The 15728-nt window shown below is 48.6% G+C and carries 16 protein-coding genes; 9 read left to right on the forward strand and 7 right to left on the reverse strand.

Annotation, left to right across the window (positions count from 1 at the left end):
• Positions 1-125: 125 nt before the first annotated feature.
• A complete protein-coding gene (alaS, locus tag HHL17_RS04685; RefSeq protein ID WP_169223609.1) occupies positions 126-2747 on the reverse strand; it encodes an alanine--tRNA ligase in 2622 nt (873 codons plus the stop codon).
• A gap of 351 nt (positions 2748-3098) precedes the next feature.
• Between alaS and HHL17_RS04690 the strand changes: the two genes are divergently transcribed.
• From HHL17_RS04690 to HHL17_RS04700, 3 genes are all read left to right on the forward strand, one after another.
• Positions 3099-4070: a peptidoglycan DD-metalloendopeptidase family protein gene (locus tag HHL17_RS04690; RefSeq protein WP_169223610.1), complete on the forward strand. Its 972-nt coding sequence runs from the start codon at positions 3099-3101 to the stop codon at positions 4068-4070.
• Between the two features lie 141 nt (positions 4071-4211).
• Complete coding sequence (locus tag HHL17_RS04695) at positions 4212-4718, forward strand: MerR family transcriptional regulator (protein ID WP_240975090.1); 507 nt, start codon at positions 4212-4214, stop codon at positions 4716-4718.
• 16 nt (positions 4719-4734) lie between these two features.
• Positions 4735-5229 (forward strand): thioredoxin family protein, encoded by a 495-nt coding sequence (locus HHL17_RS04700; RefSeq protein WP_169223611.1) that lies wholly within the window; start codon positions 4735-4737, stop codon positions 5227-5229.
• Between the two features lie 159 nt (positions 5230-5388).
• Here the strand turns inward: HHL17_RS04700 and HHL17_RS04705 are convergent, their stop codons facing one another.
• Positions 5389-6492 carry a mechanosensitive ion channel family protein gene (locus HHL17_RS04705; protein WP_169223612.1) on the reverse strand — a complete coding sequence of 368 codons (1104 nt, stop codon included), beginning with the start codon at positions 6490-6492 and terminating at the stop codon, positions 5389-5391.
• Between the two features lie 10 nt (positions 6493-6502).
• Positions 6503-7639: an amidohydrolase family protein gene (locus tag HHL17_RS04710; protein ID WP_169223613.1), complete on the reverse strand. Its 1137-nt coding sequence runs from the start codon at positions 7637-7639 to the stop codon at positions 6503-6505.
• A 102-nt stretch (positions 7640-7741) separates the two neighbouring features.
• Here HHL17_RS04710 and prfA point away from each other — a divergent pair, with 102 nt between their 5' ends.
• The 3 genes from prfA to HHL17_RS04725 all read left to right on the forward strand — a co-directional run bounded on the left by prfA (position 7742) and on the right by HHL17_RS04725 (position 10520).
• Positions 7742-8806, forward strand: a complete 1065-nt coding sequence (prfA, locus tag HHL17_RS04715; RefSeq protein ID WP_169223614.1) for a peptide chain release factor 1 — start codon at positions 7742-7744, stop codon at positions 8804-8806.
• 210 nt (positions 8807-9016) lie between these two features.
• Positions 9017-9607 carry a hypothetical protein gene (locus HHL17_RS04720; protein WP_169223615.1) on the forward strand — a complete coding sequence of 197 codons (591 nt, stop codon included), beginning with the start codon at positions 9017-9019 and terminating at the stop codon, positions 9605-9607.
• A 232-nt stretch (positions 9608-9839) separates the two neighbouring features.
• Positions 9840-10520, forward strand: a complete 681-nt coding sequence (locus tag HHL17_RS04725) for an OmpA family protein (RefSeq protein ID WP_169223616.1) — start codon at positions 9840-9842, stop codon at positions 10518-10520.
• A gap of 66 nt (positions 10521-10586) precedes the next feature.
• Here HHL17_RS04725 and HHL17_RS04730 read toward each other — a convergent pair whose 3' ends face one another.
• The 4 genes from HHL17_RS04730 to HHL17_RS04745 all read right to left on the reverse strand — a co-directional run bounded on the left by HHL17_RS04730 (position 10587) and on the right by HHL17_RS04745 (position 12550).
• The gene (locus tag HHL17_RS04730) at positions 10587-10976 is read right to left on the reverse strand and encodes a VanZ family protein (RefSeq protein WP_169223617.1); all 390 of its coding nucleotides are present in this window, start codon (positions 10974-10976) and stop codon (positions 10587-10589) included.
• A gap of 98 nt (positions 10977-11074) precedes the next feature.
• Entirely contained in the window at positions 11075-11455 is a 381-nt protein-coding gene (gene gcvH / locus HHL17_RS04735) for a glycine cleavage system protein GcvH (protein WP_169223618.1), read from the reverse strand.
• An 84-nt stretch (positions 11456-11539) separates the two neighbouring features.
• Positions 11540-12202 carry a peptidylprolyl isomerase gene (locus tag HHL17_RS04740; RefSeq protein ID WP_169223619.1) on the reverse strand — a complete coding sequence of 221 codons (663 nt, stop codon included), beginning with the start codon at positions 12200-12202 and terminating at the stop codon, positions 11540-11542.
• Between the two features lie 9 nt (positions 12203-12211).
• Positions 12212-12550 carry a hypothetical protein gene (locus tag HHL17_RS04745; protein ID WP_169223620.1) on the reverse strand — a complete coding sequence of 113 codons (339 nt, stop codon included), beginning with the start codon at positions 12548-12550 and terminating at the stop codon, positions 12212-12214.
• A 247-nt stretch (positions 12551-12797) separates the two neighbouring features.
• On the opposite strand from HHL17_RS04745, the gene HHL17_RS04750 reads away from it, so the two are divergent.
• The 3 genes from HHL17_RS04750 to HHL17_RS04760 are packed head-to-tail and all read left to right on the forward strand — an operon-like array spanning position 12798 to position 15711.
• Positions 12798-13799 (forward strand): AAA family ATPase, encoded by a 1002-nt coding sequence (locus HHL17_RS04750; protein ID WP_169223621.1) that lies wholly within the window; start codon positions 12798-12800, stop codon positions 13797-13799.
• Positions 13800-13808: 9 nt separating this feature from the next.
• A complete protein-coding gene (locus HHL17_RS04755; protein ID WP_169223622.1) occupies positions 13809-14678 on the forward strand; it encodes a DUF58 domain-containing protein in 870 nt (289 codons plus the stop codon).
• 25 nt (positions 14679-14703) lie between these two features.
• Positions 14704-15711: a hypothetical protein gene (locus HHL17_RS04760; protein WP_169223623.1), complete on the forward strand. Its 1008-nt coding sequence runs from the start codon at positions 14704-14706 to the stop codon at positions 15709-15711.
• Positions 15712-15728: the final 17 nt, after the last annotated feature.

Genomic DNA, 15728 nt, shown 5'->3' on the forward strand with positions numbered 1-15728 from the left:
AAACTGGCCGTTAGGTGACGGCAGTCACTAGATGAATTGTTAAAATTTGTCCCCGACGGCTAAGATACAGCATAAAAAAGGCTGACCCAAAAAGGTCAGCCTTCCTGTCTATAGGTGAAATGTATTTATCCGATGATGGCTTTCACAGCAGCAATCACCTGGTCCAGTTTGTCTATTTCCTGTCCGCCTGCAGTGGCAAAGGATTTCTGGCCACCGCCGCCGCCTTTGATCAGCGGAGCTACCTTTTCCTTGATGATTTTGGGAGCTTCCCAGCCTTTGGCAGCCACCAGTTCATCTGCGATGCTAAGGGCTACGCTGGCTTTGCCGCCGATATTGGCTGCAAACAGCAGTACATGGTTCGGGATATCGTTTTTCAGCAGGAGGGCCAGTTGTTTAAGGCCTTCCGCGTTGCTAACGCTCACCACTTGTCCGAGGAAGTTGACGCCGTTGATGTCCTGGGCCTGATCACGCAGGCTGGCAGCGAGCTGGCGAACTTTTTCCAGTTCCAGGGCTTCCACTTGTTTTTCGAGGGAAGATTTGTCCTGTACCAGTGTTTCCACTGTTTTTACCAGTTCTTTCGGGTTTTTCAGTGTGTTTTTGATCTCTTTGAGTTGTTGCAGCTGTTCGTTCACGAAAGCTTCCGCTTTAGCGCCGGTAACGGCTTCCACGCGGCGTACGCCGGCAGCTACCGCCCCTTCTGATACAAACTTAAACAGTCCGAGTTCGCCGGTGGAGGCAACGTGCGTACCGCCGCAGAGCTCCACGCTGTAAGCCGGGTCCATGATCACCACACGTACCACATCGCCATATTTTTCGCCGAAAAGAGCCATAGCGCCCAATTGGAGGGCTTCTTCTTTCGGCAGTTCCTTGATCACTACCGGGATATTCTGGCGGATTTTGTCGTTGACGATAGCTTCGATCTGTGCTTGTTCCTCATCCGTTACTTTCGCGAAGTGGGAGAAGTCGAAGCGCAGGTTCTCAGCGTTCACCAGGGAGCCTTTCTGAGCCACGTGTGTACCTAATACCTGGCGCAGCGCGGCGTGCAGCAGGTGGGTAGCGGAGTGGTGACGGGCCGTGTTATGCCGCTGGTCTTTGGCTACTGTCGCTTTCACCTTGGCAGCCGGGTTAGCGGGCAGTTTATCAGTGAAGTGAATGATCAGGTTATTTTCTTTTTTGGTATCGGTTACGTGTATGATCTCATCATCAAAATGGAGTAGGCCGGTATCACCTACCTGGCCGCCGCTTTCTGCATAGAAAGGGGTCTGGCCCAATACCAGCTGGAACTGCTCTTTACCTTTGGCTTTTACGGTACGGTATTTCAGCAGTTTGGTGGTACTATCCAATTGTTCGTAGCCGATGAATACGGAATCCGGTGTTTCGTCGAGGATCACCCAGTCGCCGGCATCTACGGCGGTAGCGGCGCGGGAGCGGTTTTTCTGCTGCTGCATCGCTGCTTCGAAGCCAGGCTCGTCTACCGTAAACCCTTTTTCGGAGGCGATGAGGGTGGTGAGGTCGAATGGAAAACCGTAGGTGTCGTATAATTCAAAGGCAGTCTGGCCGTCAACGGCTTTGGTGGCTGCCTGTTGTTGCATAAAGTCTTCAATCCGGCGGATACCGCTTTCGAGGGTACGCAGGAAGTTGTTCTCTTCTTCGAACACTACTTTCTTCACGAAGTCTGCCTGCAGCTGCAGTTCAGGGAATACGTGGGAGAACTGGGCTGCCAGTACAGGTACCAGGTCGTGCAGCAACGGTTTCTTCACATCGAGGAAGGAGAAGTAGTAACGCACGGCCCTGCGCAGGATGCGGCGGATCACATAGCCGGCGCCGGTGTTGGACGGCAGCTGACCATCGGCAATAGTGAAGGAAATGGCGCGGATATGGTCAGCGATTACGCGGAAAGCCACGTCTTTGCGGGTATCGGTGCCTTCGTATTTTTTGCCGGTGAGCTGTTCGGTGGTATGGATAGTGCCCATGAACACGTCAGTGTCGTAGTTGGAGGTTTTACCTTGCAGTACGCGTACCAGTCGTTCGAAGCCCATGCCGGTGTCCACATGTTTGGCGGGCAGCGGTTCGAGGGACTTGTCCTTCAGCCGGTTGAACTGCATGAATACGTTGTTCCATATTTCGATCACCTGTGGATGGTCTGCGTTGACGAGTGTTTTACCGTCTATAGCAGCTCTTTCATTATCAGGACGGCAGTCTACGTGTATTTCGGAGCAGGGGCCGCATGGACCGGTGTCTCCCATTTCCCAGAAGTTGTCTTTTTTGTTGCCCAGCAGGATGCGGTCTTCGGAAACATGTTCTTTCCAGAAGCTATAGGCTTCCTCGTCTTTTGGCAGGTTTTCGCTCGCATCTCCTTCAAAAACAGTGACATAGAGTTTGTCTTTTGGGATTTTATACACTTCTGTCAGCAGCTCCCAGCTCCAGGCGATGGCTTCTTTCTTAAAATAGTCGCCAAAGCTCCAGTTGCCCAGCATTTCAAACATGGTATGGTGATAGGTATCGATACCTACTTCTTCCAGGTCGTTATGCTTGCCGCTTACGCGAAGGCATTTTTGCGTGTCCGCCACCCGGGTATGGGCGGGCGTTTGGTTGCCCAAAAAGTAGTCTTTGAACTGGTTCATGCCCGCGTTGGTGAACATCAGGGTGGGATCGTTTTTGATCACGATAGGGGCAGAAGGAACGATCTGGTGTCCTTTTGACGCAAAAAAATCCAGGAATTGCTGTCTAATCTCAGATGCTGTCATAAATATGGATGCGAGTTAATATGTATTTTTGTTGTCATGTAACAACGAAAAACAGGCGCTTCTGTATTGTTTTTCAAGCCATTATAAAGTAGTTAGAAAATTGACATTCAAAAGGTTGATGTTTTAATCTAATTACATTAGGTTTGTGCGCCTTATTTTCCGACGGTTTACAGGGAGTGCAAAAATATTGAAACCTGTATGATTATGCAAAACAGGTTGTGTTACCCGGCAAAAAAGTTAATGTGGGCAGAAAATATCGCAAAAACAGCCATCCGCTTGTTTGGACCTCATGAAATAAAATTGCTGAAACAGCGTTCACAGCTGTAAGCCAGCCTAAAGTACACCCGGTGCATGAAGAAGGTTAAATATTTTTACAACACCCAAACATTAAAATATGAGAAGCTCGTAGTATCGCTGCGGGTGAAGATCCTGAGGATACTCGGGTTTGTATCTGCTGCCATCGTTACCGGGGCGATCTTTCTGTCGGTGGCCTACCGGGTGGTAGATTCCCCGAAGGAGAAGTCGTTGCGCCGCGATCTGGAAGGGATGAAGGAAAGATATGAGGCTTTACAGGGCCGTATGAAAGAAGTGAAAGGGAAACTGACAGCACTGGAAGAGCGGGACAATGAAATTTACCGAGTGATATTTGAAGCCTCTCCCATCCCCGACAGTGCACGGGAGGGCAAAATCAACCGTGATGAGGAGGCTGCCCAGCTGCAATCCTTTGCCAGCAGCGAAATCATCGCTTCTACCGGCATCTTGCTGAAAGAACTGACCAACCGTATTAAATCACAGGAAAAATCTTACGACGAGATCGATAATCTCGTGAAAAATAAACAACAGATGTTGGCGTCTATTCCGGCGATACAGCCTGTGGCCAACAAAGACCTGAAGCACATTGCGTCCGGTTTTGGATACCGCATCGATCCGATCTATAAGACCATGAAATACCACGCGGGACTTGACTTTGCGGCGCCCAGCGGCACGCCTATCTATGCTACCGGCGACGGTACTGTGGAAGAAGCCAGCCTTAGCGACGTAGGATACGGTAACCACGTGATCGTACGGCACGGATATGGTTATAAAACGTTATATGGCCACATGCTCCGCATGAAGGTGAAGTCCGGCCAGTCCGTCAAACGTGGCGATGTACTGGGCTGGGTAGGCAGTACCGGTAAATCCACCGGCCCGCACTGCCACTACGAAGTCATTAAAAACGGGGAGAAAGTTGACCCGGTGTACTTCTTCTTTAATGACCTCACTCCTGATCAATTTGACCGCATGCTGAAGATGGCCAGGTCCGGCAACCAGTCTTTCGACTAATGTCCGGCGCTGTTAGTGCTTAGGTTTTAATGTGTTGTAACAGGTAGATGATATTTTTCCGGAGGATAAAAGCTGCAAGCTTGCTATGAAAAGCTTAACTTCATTCCCGTAAAGAATATTTTTCACCGTTTTTTACCATTTATGCAGCAGTTAGACCTCTTTTCCACACCTGGAACTCCCCACCCGGTACCGGATACTGCGGGAGGCACTGTCAAAGCAAAAGTGAAGAAGACCATAGTTGTACCCAGACTGCCTGGTAAAAAGCGGGGACGTAAATCATTGAAAGAGGTATCGGAAGACCCAGACTTGATTATGGAGTTGGACAAATTAGTGCTGGATAAGCAATATTATTCAATCAGTGAGGTAGCTGCCATGTTCCGGGTAAATACTTCTCTGATACGTTATTGGGAAAATGAATTCGATATTCTTCAACCCAAAAAGAACAGAAAGGGGGACCGGCTGTTTCGTCAGGAAGACATCCAGCACCTCAAACTGATCTACCATTTGCTGCGGGAAAGGAAATATACCATCGAAGGGGCCAAACAAAAATTGAAGGAAGATCTCAAACTGGCAGCCCGGAATTTCGAAATGGTACAGGCTTTGCTGAAGGTACGTGGTTTTTTAACCGAACTGAAAGATCAATTATAAAAACATGATTATGCGCTTGAAAACATTACTCCTGGGAGGCGGCCTGCTTTTTTCAACAATGGCCTGGGCACAGAATGGAAACGATAAAGTGATGAAAGGCAAAATTGAAATGAAATCCCTGATGAAGGATCAGTCTACCGATTGGTTTTATAAAGGGGTGAACAGCTATCAGCCCAACGACAATATGCTCAACTACATTAAAGCCAATCGCACCAACTACAATCTGGTGGTGGTAATGGGCACCTGGGATGAAACCAGCCGCAAAGTGGTTCCTGAGCTGTATAAAGTAATGATCACTGCCGGCAGCCCGGAAGATCAGGTACTGATGTTTGGCGCTGACCAGAGAATGCAGACAGATGCTCCTACTGACTATAAAGTGAAAAAACTGCCTACTGTGATTGTTTTCCGTGATGGCAGCGAAGTAGGCCGTATCGTAGGCACTCCGAAAGAATCTATCGAAGGTGATCTGTCCCGCATCCTGCTGAACAGCTCCAAGAAAGAAAAAGAATAACTGATTAAAGAACTTCTACGTGAAAAGGCCCGTTGATACTGCATCAACGGGCCTTTTCCATTTAGGGATTTTGATATTTTGGTATTTTGATATTTGAAGTAAGCCGGGGTATATTTATTAGTTCAAATGAACCCGGGCAGCCTCTCAATAGCCAAATATTTAAATATCTAAATTCCCAAATGTTACATTGGTGGAGGTGGTAGGCAGCTTCACGTCATTGGCCGCCAGCAGCCGTATGATAGCCAGGTTCACATTTTCCCGCAGGGACGCATATTGTGTGCCATCAATGATATAAGTATTGAATATGACCTGTACGATGTAGGTGTCTTTGGTGAAATCGTTCAGATTGACGGTGAAGCCTGGCAATATGTTGGAGTTACTTTTCAGCAGGCTCCGGGTGTCGTCCAGTACCTTCAGCAGTTTGTCGGCAGGCGTTTCTGAGCCTATTTCAAGACGCATGGCCACGCGTTGCTGCGTGCGGAGTGACAGGTTATCGAGAATGCTGTCCACCATTTTTTTGTTAGGAACGGTTACGAAGGTCTTCTCCAGCGTACGGATACGGGTGCTGCGCAGCCCGATCTTCTCCACAGTGCCCTGCCAGGAGTCCACTTTTACATTGTCGCCTACCCGGAATGGTTTGTCGAAGAAAATGATGAAGGAGCCGATCAGGTTCTCGATGCTTTCTTTGGCAGCGAGGGCGAGGGCTGCCGCACCGATACCAAGGCCGGCGATGATCTTCTCTACCAGCGACGGGCCGAAAAGTATCCTGATAAAGGCAATCGCGCCCATGATAAAGACGATGGCCTTGAAGAAGTCACGGAAGAAGACGATAAACTGGTTATCTGTTTTGTCTTCCGTAAGATCAGCCTTCTTTTCCAGTACCAGCGCGATGAAATCGATCAGGCGCAGCATGATCCAGATGATGCTCATGCTGAAAGCCAGTGACAGCAGGGTGTCGGTGATATCCTTCAGGGTAGCTTTGTTGTACACATGCACATTAAGTACCGTGGGGAAGGTGAACCGGTCGATGGTCAGCATAAAAGTGACCAGTAACAGGAAGTACTCCAGTGGCCGCAGCAGCAGGTTAATAAAGTCTTTTTCCTCTATCTGGGGCGACCAGTGGCGCACCAGGCGGAACAGGATGGCGGCCATCCCTTTGGATACATAGCGTTTGACAAAAGATACGAAGAGCAGTACGCCAATCAGGATGAGGTAGTCCCTAACGGGATTGTCCAGGAAGACCTGGTTCAGGAAATCATTCATATGGTTAAATCTAAATAATACGTTTGGTGTCATTGGCAATCAGTACCACGCCGGGCTGCATCCCTGCTCCGAAGCTGCCATAGCGGCTTTCGATGCCGAGTGCTTTAGCGCCGTTGCTGGTTCCCCAGCGCAGCAGCTCTTCCAGCGGTATGCCCGGGTAGTGGGCTTGTATGGTCTTTATTTCTTCCCAGACAGACAGGTGGTGGTTAGAAGCCAGGCTGTCGGTACCCAGTGCGATGTTGCATCCTGCATCCCGGAACAGGGGAATGTTGGGCAACCGGTCTTCAATATACAAATTGGCTTGCGGACAAAAGCACCACCAGGTTTCCACCGGCTGTTGCTGGGCAAACCGGATATCGGCGGCGGTGGTATAGGTATTATGTACCAGCAATATTTTGTTGTGGGCAAACCGGGGGAGGTAGGCTTCCAGGCTGTTGGTACCGGCTGCCTGGAAGCTGCCGGCGTCCATCCCGAAATGGGCGTAAAACCGGAGAAAGTCGCCGGTTTTGGTGTGGTACAGTTCATTTTCCGCCTCACATTCCTGATTGTGGATGCTTACCGGTGTGTTATGCGGTGTTTGCGCAAGCAGGCCAAAAAGCGCGCTGCTGACAGAATAAGGTGCATGTGGCACGATAGAAGCGCTGTGCCCGGGTATCTCCCGGAAGGCCTGTAATACTTCGAGGCTGTATTGGTAGCGGGATGGGGCGCTTGTTTCCGCTACTCCCATACATTCCACGAAAGTATGGTAATAAAGGCGTTGGTGGCGTTTCTGGGCCACCGTAGCGGGACTGTTGCAGATATCCCCTACCGCCGCAATGCCCGATTCCCACATGGATTGTTCGGCCTCCGCGATAGCGGTAGCCTGATCATGGCCACTGTTGCGGTTTTCCATCACCCGGGTGAGGAAAGCGGGCAGCCCCGTTTTTTCGGGTATCACCCCTTTCATATGAGAAAGCTCCAGGTGGCAGTGGGTATTTACAAACCCCGGGCACAGGATGCCATCCAGTTCCCGAACATCGCCGCCGGCAGTATTTTCCGCTACAATGCCCGTCACTACGCCGTCTTCATCCAATATCAACACATGGCCGGGCCCCAGAAAACGCTGGCCGTCGAATATATCTTTTCCTTTTAATTTGATCTGTTTCAACAACCTGATATTTAATTAAATGAATGGTGTTAATTTTGCAACCCGATTAGTAGTATCATCTGCCGTCTTTCAGGAGGGGATACTCAAAAGTCAAAGATAATTATGATAGACAAACTCGAAGCGATAAAAGGCCGTTTTGAACAGGTGGCGCTGGCACTGACCAACCCGGAGGTAGTGAGCGACAACAAAAAATTTGGCCAGCTTAGCAAGGAATACCGGCAGCTGGAAAAGATCGTGAAGGCATATGATGCCTACCGGAAGCTGTTGGACAATATTGCCTTCAACAAGGAAGTGCTGGACAGTGGCGACGAAGAGATGCGCGAACTGGCCAAAGCCGAAACAGAAGAGCTGCAGGAGCAGAAACTGGAGCAGGAAGAGCTGATCCGTAACCTGCTGATCCCTAAAGATCCTCAGGACGAGAAAAATGCCATCCTTGAAATACGTGCCGGTACCGGTGGTGATGAGGCCAGCCTCTTTGCCGGTGACCTGATGCGCATGTACCTGCGTTTCTGCGAAACCAAAGGCTGGAGCACCAACCTGCTGAATGAGACCCCTGGTTCTGCCGGTGGTTTTAAAGAGGTGGTGATAGAAGTGAACGGTGACGACGTATATGGTATCCTGAAGTTTGAATCCGGCGTGCATCGTGTACAGCGTGTGCCTGCCACAGAAGCTGCCGGCCGTGTACATACATCTGCTGCTACCGTAGCGGTGCTGCCCGAAGCCGAGGAAGTGGACGTGGACGTCCGCGAAGCCGATATTAAAATGGATACTTTCCGTTCTTCCGGCGCAGGTGGCCAGCACGTAAACAAAACCGAGTCTGCGGTAAGGCTTACCCACATCCCTACCGGCGTGGTAGTGGAATGCCAGGAAGGCCGTAGCCAGCACTCCAATCGCGAAATCGCCATGAAGATGCTGCGTACCCGTATCTATGAGGCAGCAGTCCGCAAACATGAGGATGCCATCGCTTCCCAGCGTAAGAGCCTCGTGTCTACCGGCGACCGTTCCGCGAAAATCCGTACCTATAACTATCCGCAGGGCCGTGTTACAGATCATCGTATAGGCATGACCGTTTACAACCTCGATGCTTTCATGAATGGTGAAATCAAGGATATGGTGGATGCCCTTCAGTTTGCTGAGAACGCTGAGAAACTGAAACAAGGTAGCTAAACACACAACAGCGATTAATAAAGACAACGATACAGGGAGCGTACTGCCTTTTTGCAGGTGGTGGAGCTCCCTGAATATTTCCGGGAGGTGTTATTCCTTTACGGGGTTTAAATCCGTGTTAATCCTCCCCCACCTTGTTTTTTCCTGCTGAAATAATCTTACATTTAGTTTGTACCACGATAATTTTTCTTCCACAAAAATCCATATCAGATGTTAGAGCAATTAATGGAACTTGTTCGGGAACATGCACAGAGCACTGTTGTCAATAATCCCGCTGTGCCCAATGAACAAAATGAAGCAGTTATTGGTGCTGCTACAGAATCTATTGCCAGCGGCCTGCAACAGGAACTGGCCAATGGTAATACCGAAGGCGTATTGTCCTTACTGGGCGGCCAGTCAGCTACAGGCGCTACCCAGGACAATCCTGTGGTGGGTAATATCTCCAATAATTTTGTAGGCACCCTGCTCGAGAAATTTAATCTGGACAAAGGAGCTGCCACGCAACTGGCTGCTTCCCTGATCCCAACGGTACTGGGCTCGCTGGTGAACAAAACCAATGACCCGTCCAACAGTAATTTCAACCTCAACAACATCTTCAGTTCCCTGACAGGCGGCGCAGCCAACGGTATTGACCTGCAGGGCGTACTGGGCAAGCTGTCCGGCGGTTTGGACAAAAACGGCGATGGTAAGGTAGATCTCAGCGATCTGACCAGCCTGTTTTCCAATGGCGCTCAGCAGCAACAGGGCGGTAATGATGCCAGCGGTGGCATCGGCGGAATGCTGAAGAACCTTTTGGGGTAATTTTGTGTTTACTCTCCGGATGTATTCATAACGGCAAAAACACAAGCATATCGTATATAATTATTTGATTATAAATTGATTGCTTGTGTTTTTTTTAATGTTTGTTCAGATTTAGATGTCAATTAGTTGCAGATACTAAAATGAAACTGGCAAAGTATTTGTTTCCCACTTTTCGACTTACATTTGTCATCCTGAAATATATATAATAACCTTCATGTTTAAAATTACTAAGATGAAAAGACTCAATGTTCTGGTAGCCCTGGTTTTATCAGTAACCATGTTGTTTAGCTGTAGCACCTGGCAGAGCATGGACAATACTAAAAAAGGCGCTGCGATTGGTGTTGGCGGCGGAGCTGCTGCTGGTGCCATTATCGGTAAAGCGGCCGGCAATACAGCCTTAGGCGCTATTATTGGTGCTGCTCTCGGTGGTGCTGGTGGTGCGCTGATCGGCAAAAAAATGGACAAGCAGGCACAGGAAATCAAAAATGAAGTGCCGAACGCTACGGTTGAACGTGTGGATGAAGGTATTAACGTGACATTTGATGCAGGCGTACTGTTTGGTTTTGATAAATCTGACCTGTCTGCTACTTCACAGGAAAGTGTGCAGCAACTGGCAAAAATCCTGAACAAATACCCTGACACCTATGTACGTGTGGAAGGTCATACCGATGACAGAGGTACAGATGCCTACAACATGGGCCTGTCTGAAAGAAGGACCAATACAGTTGTTAACTATCTGAAAGCACAGGGCGTTGCCGCCAACCGTATCCAGGGTTTCTGGTATGGTAAGAGCCAGCCTAAAGTACCAAACGATACAGACGCTAACCGTGCTAAAAACCGTCGTGTTGAGTTCTCCATCTTCGCTAATGACAAGATGAAACAAGACGCTAAACGTGAAGCAGGTCAGCAATAAAAATATTCAATACACATATTTCTCATAAGCAGATATGCATTCCCCCCTGGTTCCAGGGGGGATTTTTTATTTAGACTGCCTGAGAAACAGATAGCGGAAAAGTTTAAAGACAAATACACCGGCAATGGCGCCTAATGTATCCGCTGCTACATCGTACATATCAAAGCTGCGGCCGATGGCCCAGTATTTCTGGATCACCTCTATCATAAATCCATAAACAGCCGCCAGTACCACAAACAGGAATAAAGTACGGGAAGAAAGCTGTTTGCGCTGCCAGTATACGCCGAGGCTCAGGAAGAATACAATGCCGCCAAAGAGACCGAAGTGAACAAACTTGTCGAAATGTATTTTTTCAAAAAAAGAGTTGGAGGGGATATCCTTGCCGGGCAGGGTACAAACAATCAGGATCAATATGATCCAGGCAGTGGCAGGAATATAATATTTCCAGATTTTCATGATCCAGTAAATCGATTAAGTTGTCCGAAAAAAAAGACAACAGGTCTGCGAAACGCGGATCCTGTTGTCTTTTCTATATAAAATATCAGTTGGCGTAATTATTCAGCTACCAAAGCCTTGTATTGATCAGCGGTCAACAGCTCATTAACATCAGCAGGGTTGGAAACGGTCAGTTTAACCATCCAGCCGTCGCCATATGGGTCGGTGTTTACCAGTTCCGGCTCGTCGTTCAGGGTTTCGTTTACTTCTTTGAGTGTACCGGCAACAGGCAGGAACAGGTCAGAAACAGTTTTTACTGCTTCTACGGTACCAAATACTTCTTCAGCACCTAAAGTCTTACCTACTGTAGGAATATCAACAAACACGATATCGCCTAATTCGCGTTGAGCAAACTCGGTAATGCCGATTGTAGCAACGTTACCTTCTAATAAAATCCATTCGTGATCCTTGGTGTAACGCAGGTTTGACGGAAAATTCATAATTAGTTTGGTTTTGAGCCGTAAAAATACTGAATCCTTTAGTATTTACGTTTTTTTTGAGTTTGATATTTTGATGAACCTTTTTTAAAAGAGCAACCACTTTTTAATGACCCTTATTTTCATGGGAACATTCTCCAGTGGCCTGTTGAGACTGTCGGTCTTCACGGCAGCGATTTTATCGATCACCTCCATGCCTTTGATAACCTGGCCAAATACTGTATAGTTTTGGTCAAGATGTGGTGAACCTCCTTCTGTTTTGTATATCTCTCTTTGATCTACCGGGATTTTGCGGCCGCCCAGCCTTGTTTTCTCCAGGTGGTCCAGTTGTTCATCGGTGAAGGTTTTGCCCTGTACGATATAGAACTGGCATCCGGAAGAGGACTTGGTGGGATTGTCGTCACGGGCCGCAGCCAGCGCCCCTTTGCGATGGAACAGGTCCAGCTGGAATTCGGGCGGGATGGTATATCCTACATCGCCTTCACCGAGGGGTGCACCAGGTTTGGCACGTTTGGAATCCGGGTCGCCACCCTGGATCATAAACTGTTTGATAACACGATGGAACAGGGTGCTATCATAGAAATGTTGCCTGCTCAGCTTCAGGAAATTGTCCCGGTGTTTGGGCGTTTGGTCCCAGAGGCGTATCACCATGGTGCCATAGGGCGTGATGACCTTTATTTTCCTGTTTTTGGCCATGGCCATGGCGGTGATGGCCATCAATAAGGTACAAAGGAGTACAGTTTTTTTCATACCGGTGGATTATGCTTCCTCTTCGTCGGAGAAATACTCAATGATATGTTCTTTCAGAAATGCTTCCTGTTCATCCAGGTTGAATTTAGGGACGGGCTGCAATTCTTTGAAATGGGGCCATCCATCTTTGTCGTAGCCATCCATTTCGTAGTACCCGCTTTTGCTAAGCAGGGTACAGACAGCCACGTGCATCAGGTCCTGCTTCTGTTCTTTCGTGTATTTCTTCTTCAGGTGATTGATTTCGTTAACGCCGATGAGGAACAGGATAGCCTCCATATTGGGCTTTTTCCCGAACCTGGCCGTCAGCATATCTTCTACGGGTTTCCACCGCTTCTCAAGATCTTCCATGATATTGCTTTTTTTGGGTCAGTGTTTGCTGTTAAGTGGCTCATAGCCATGGCAAATGTACGTTATACGGAAAAATATTATATAAATATGCGGGAGCTTTCTTAATTTGGGCATCCCCGTTAGGCTGATTTGCTTGGGAATGGGCCACAGTAGCAAGTTTAACAGCACTTTAACGGCCATTTCACATATTGATAAGTTTTATTTGACAAGAGAATGTTTATTTTAGCACACTTGAAAAACTAACAGCATGGAAAATACATCGTCCGATATCCGGCAACTGAATGAAAAAATTCACCAGGCCAGCGCTTTCGTGGACCTCCTGAACATGGAGCTGGGCAAGGTAATTGTGGGGCAGCGTTATATGGTGGAAAGATTGCTCATCGGCTTGCTGGCACAGGGGCACGTATTACTTGAAGGTGTGCCCGGTCTGGCAAAAACCTTGTCTATCAAATCACTGTCATCAGCTATTAATGCTAAGTTCAGCCGTATCCAGTTTACGCCCGACCTGTTACCGGCCGACGTAGTGGGTACCATGATCTACAATCAACAGAAGAATGAGTTTGTAGTACGCAAAGGGCCTATTTTCGCCAACTTTATCCTGGCGGACGAGATCAACCGTGCCCCCGCAAAAGTACAGAGCGCCCTGCTGGAAGCCATGCAGGAAAGACAGATCACCATCGGTGATACTACTTTCAAACTGGATGATCCTTTCCTGGTACTGGCTACCCAGAACCCGATAGAACAGGAAGGTACTTATACCCTGCCGGAAGCACAGGTAGACCGTTTCATGCTGAAAGTGGTGATCGGTTATCCTACCAAGGAAGAAGAAAGACACATCATCCGTCAGAACCTGAACCCGGAGGCCTCCACTCCTATCCGCGCGGTGATACAGCCGGGTGATATTATGGAAGCCCGTAAGCTGGTACGGGAAGTGTACATGGACGAGAAGATCGAAAAATATATTATCGATATCGTATTCGCTACCCGTAACCCGGAAGAATACAAACTGCAGAAGCTGAAGCCACTTATCTCTTATGGTGGTTCTCCAAGGGCCAGTATCAATCTGGCGCTGGCGGCCAAAGCTTATGCCTTTATGAAACGCAGAGGATATGTGATCCCGGAAGACGTACGCAGCATCTGCTTCGACGTAATGCGCCACCGTGTGGGGCTCACCTATGAGGCAGAAGCCGAAAATGTGACCAGCGAAAACATCCTCAGCGAAATCCTCAATGCCGTAGAAGTGCCATAATCGTTTATCATGTTGGACACTGCCGAAATACTCAAAAAGGTAAGACAGATTGAAATCAAGACCAAAGGGCTTACCAACCACATCTTTGCCGGCGAATACCATAGCGCCTTCAAAGGCCGTGGCATGTCGTTCAGTGAGGTGAGGGATTATCACTTCGGGGACGACGTACGGTCTATCGACTGGAACGTGACCGCACGTTTCAATCACCCGTTTGTGAAGGTTTTTGAAGAAGAAAGAGAGCTGACGGTAATGCTGTTGGTAGATATGAGCGAAAGCTCCTCCTTCGGCACGCAGAAGCGCGACAAGCGGGACCTGATCACCGAACTGTGCGCCGTACTGGCATTTTCGGCTATCAAAAACAATGATAAGGTAGGCGTGATCTTCTTCAGTGACGGGATGGAAAAATATATCCCTCCTAAAAAAGGTAAATCACATATCCTGTTCATTATTCGTGAGCTGCTATCGTTCACGCCTAAACGAAAAGGTACCAATATTAAGGAAACGCTCCGCTTCTTTAACAATGCCGCCAAAAAGCGCAGCATTGTGTTTATGCTGAGCGACTTCCTGTCCGGCGAATACCAGGATGCCCTCAACATTGCGGCCAAAAGGCACGATATGGTGGGTATTCAGGTGTATGACCAGCGCGACCGGGAGCTGCCTCCCGTTGGACTTATTCAGGTGGCCGATGCTGAAACCGGCGCCACACAGTGGCTGGATACCACCGACCGCCGGGTAAGGCAATACTACGAGCATCAGTTTGCACAACATGCGCAATACTGCAAAAATGCCTTTATGAAAAGCGGCGCAGAGCTGATGACTATCCGCACCGATGAGGACTACGTAAAAGCTTTGCAGACATTTTTCCTAAACAGGGCATAAGTTAATAAGGAGAGCAAATTCAGACATGTATAAACAGCAAGTGATAAGACGTATACTTTTATCTTTCTTTATTGGGTTGTTGTTCCCACTCGGCCTGCTGGCACAGAATACCCTCGAAGTGACTGCCAAAGCAGACAGCAGCAGCATCCGGATTGGTGAACAGGTGAAACTGCACCTGAAGGCCACCGTGCCGGCAGCTGTTTTCAACAAGCCCGAATTCAGGCTGCTGTTTCCTATTGTGCCGGACTCCATGGACCATTTTGAAGTGGTAACCCGCTCCAATCAGGACACGTTGACACAGCAGGGCATGAAGGTGTTACAGCAAACGCTCACCATCACCAGTTTTGACTCCGGTCACTGGGAATTTCCTCCCCTGAAATTTGAAGTATACGGCGCTACCGGCGCCAACAGCGTAGACACCTTGTTCAGCCAGCCGCTGGCCTTTGATGTCAATACTGTTTCCGTAGATACCACCAAAGCATTTAAACCGATCAAGACGGTACAGGCAGTGCCCTGGAACATCTGGGATTACTGGCCGTATATGGCCGGTGGCGGTGCTGTAGTGCTTATTGCACTGGGGCTGTGGCTGTATTTCCGCAAACGCCCGGAAAAGAAGCCGGTAGAGAAACTGCCGCTGGTAACGCCTTACGACCTGGCCAGACAACAGCTGAAGTCACTGAAAGCGGAACAGTTGTGGCAGCAAGGCGATATCAAACAGTATTATACCCGTTTGACAGATATTTTGCGTACCTATTTTGAGCACCAGTTTGGCATTGCAGCGTTGGAACAGACATCAGAAGAGTTGTTGAAGAATATCAAGCCGGTGACCAAATTGAACCAGCAACGGGATAAATTACGCTCCCTGCTGGCCATTGCAGACCTTGCCAAATTTGCCAAATTGCAGCCTACTGCCGATGAGCATGAAGACTGTATGCACAAAGCGGAAGAGATCCTGGAATGGACAAGGCCCAAAGAAGAACCGGTAGCGCAAGCGCCCGGTGCTCCGGAAGAGAAGCCGCAAACAGGCGCGTAATTAGTCATTTAACTGAA

It is taken from the genome of Chitinophaga fulva (assembly GCF_012927205.1).
Taxonomy (GTDB): domain Bacteria; phylum Bacteroidota; class Bacteroidia; order Chitinophagales; family Chitinophagaceae; genus Chitinophaga; species Chitinophaga fulva.

Coding starts and splice junctions, on each gene's coding strand:
- alaS (WP_169223609.1), bottom strand. CDS start 2,747: ATGACAGCATCTGAGATTAGACAGCAATTCCTGGATTTTTTTGCGTCA.
- HHL17_RS04690 (WP_169223610.1), top strand. CDS start 3,099: ATGAAGAAGGTTAAATATTTTTACAACACCCAAACATTAAAATATGAG.
- HHL17_RS04695 (WP_240975090.1), top strand. CDS start 4,212: ATGCAGCAGTTAGACCTCTTTTCCACACCTGGAACTCCCCACCCGGTA.
- HHL17_RS04705 (WP_169223612.1), bottom strand. CDS start 6,492: ATGAATGATTTCCTGAACCAGGTCTTCCTGGACAATCCCGTTAGGGAC.
- prfA (WP_169223614.1), top strand. CDS start 7,742: ATGATAGACAAACTCGAAGCGATAAAAGGCCGTTTTGAACAGGTGGCG.
- HHL17_RS04720 (WP_169223615.1), top strand. CDS start 9,017: ATGTTAGAGCAATTAATGGAACTTGTTCGGGAACATGCACAGAGCACT.
- HHL17_RS04725 (WP_169223616.1), top strand. CDS start 9,840: ATGAAAAGACTCAATGTTCTGGTAGCCCTGGTTTTATCAGTAACCATG.
- HHL17_RS04730 (WP_169223617.1), bottom strand. CDS start 10,976: ATGAAAATCTGGAAATATTATATTCCTGCCACTGCCTGGATCATATTG.
- gcvH (WP_169223618.1), bottom strand. CDS start 11,455: ATGAATTTTCCGTCAAACCTGCGTTACACCAAGGATCACGAATGGATT.
- HHL17_RS04740 (WP_169223619.1), bottom strand. CDS start 12,202: ATGAAAAAAACTGTACTCCTTTGTACCTTATTGATGGCCATCACCGCC.
- HHL17_RS04745 (WP_169223620.1), bottom strand. CDS start 12,550: ATGGAAGATCTTGAGAAGCGGTGGAAACCCGTAGAAGATATGCTGACG.
- HHL17_RS04750 (WP_169223621.1), top strand. CDS start 12,798: ATGGAAAATACATCGTCCGATATCCGGCAACTGAATGAAAAAATTCAC.
- HHL17_RS04755 (WP_169223622.1), top strand. CDS start 13,809: ATGTTGGACACTGCCGAAATACTCAAAAAGGTAAGACAGATTGAAATC.
- HHL17_RS04760 (WP_169223623.1), top strand. CDS start 14,704: ATGTATAAACAGCAAGTGATAAGACGTATACTTTTATCTTTCTTTATT.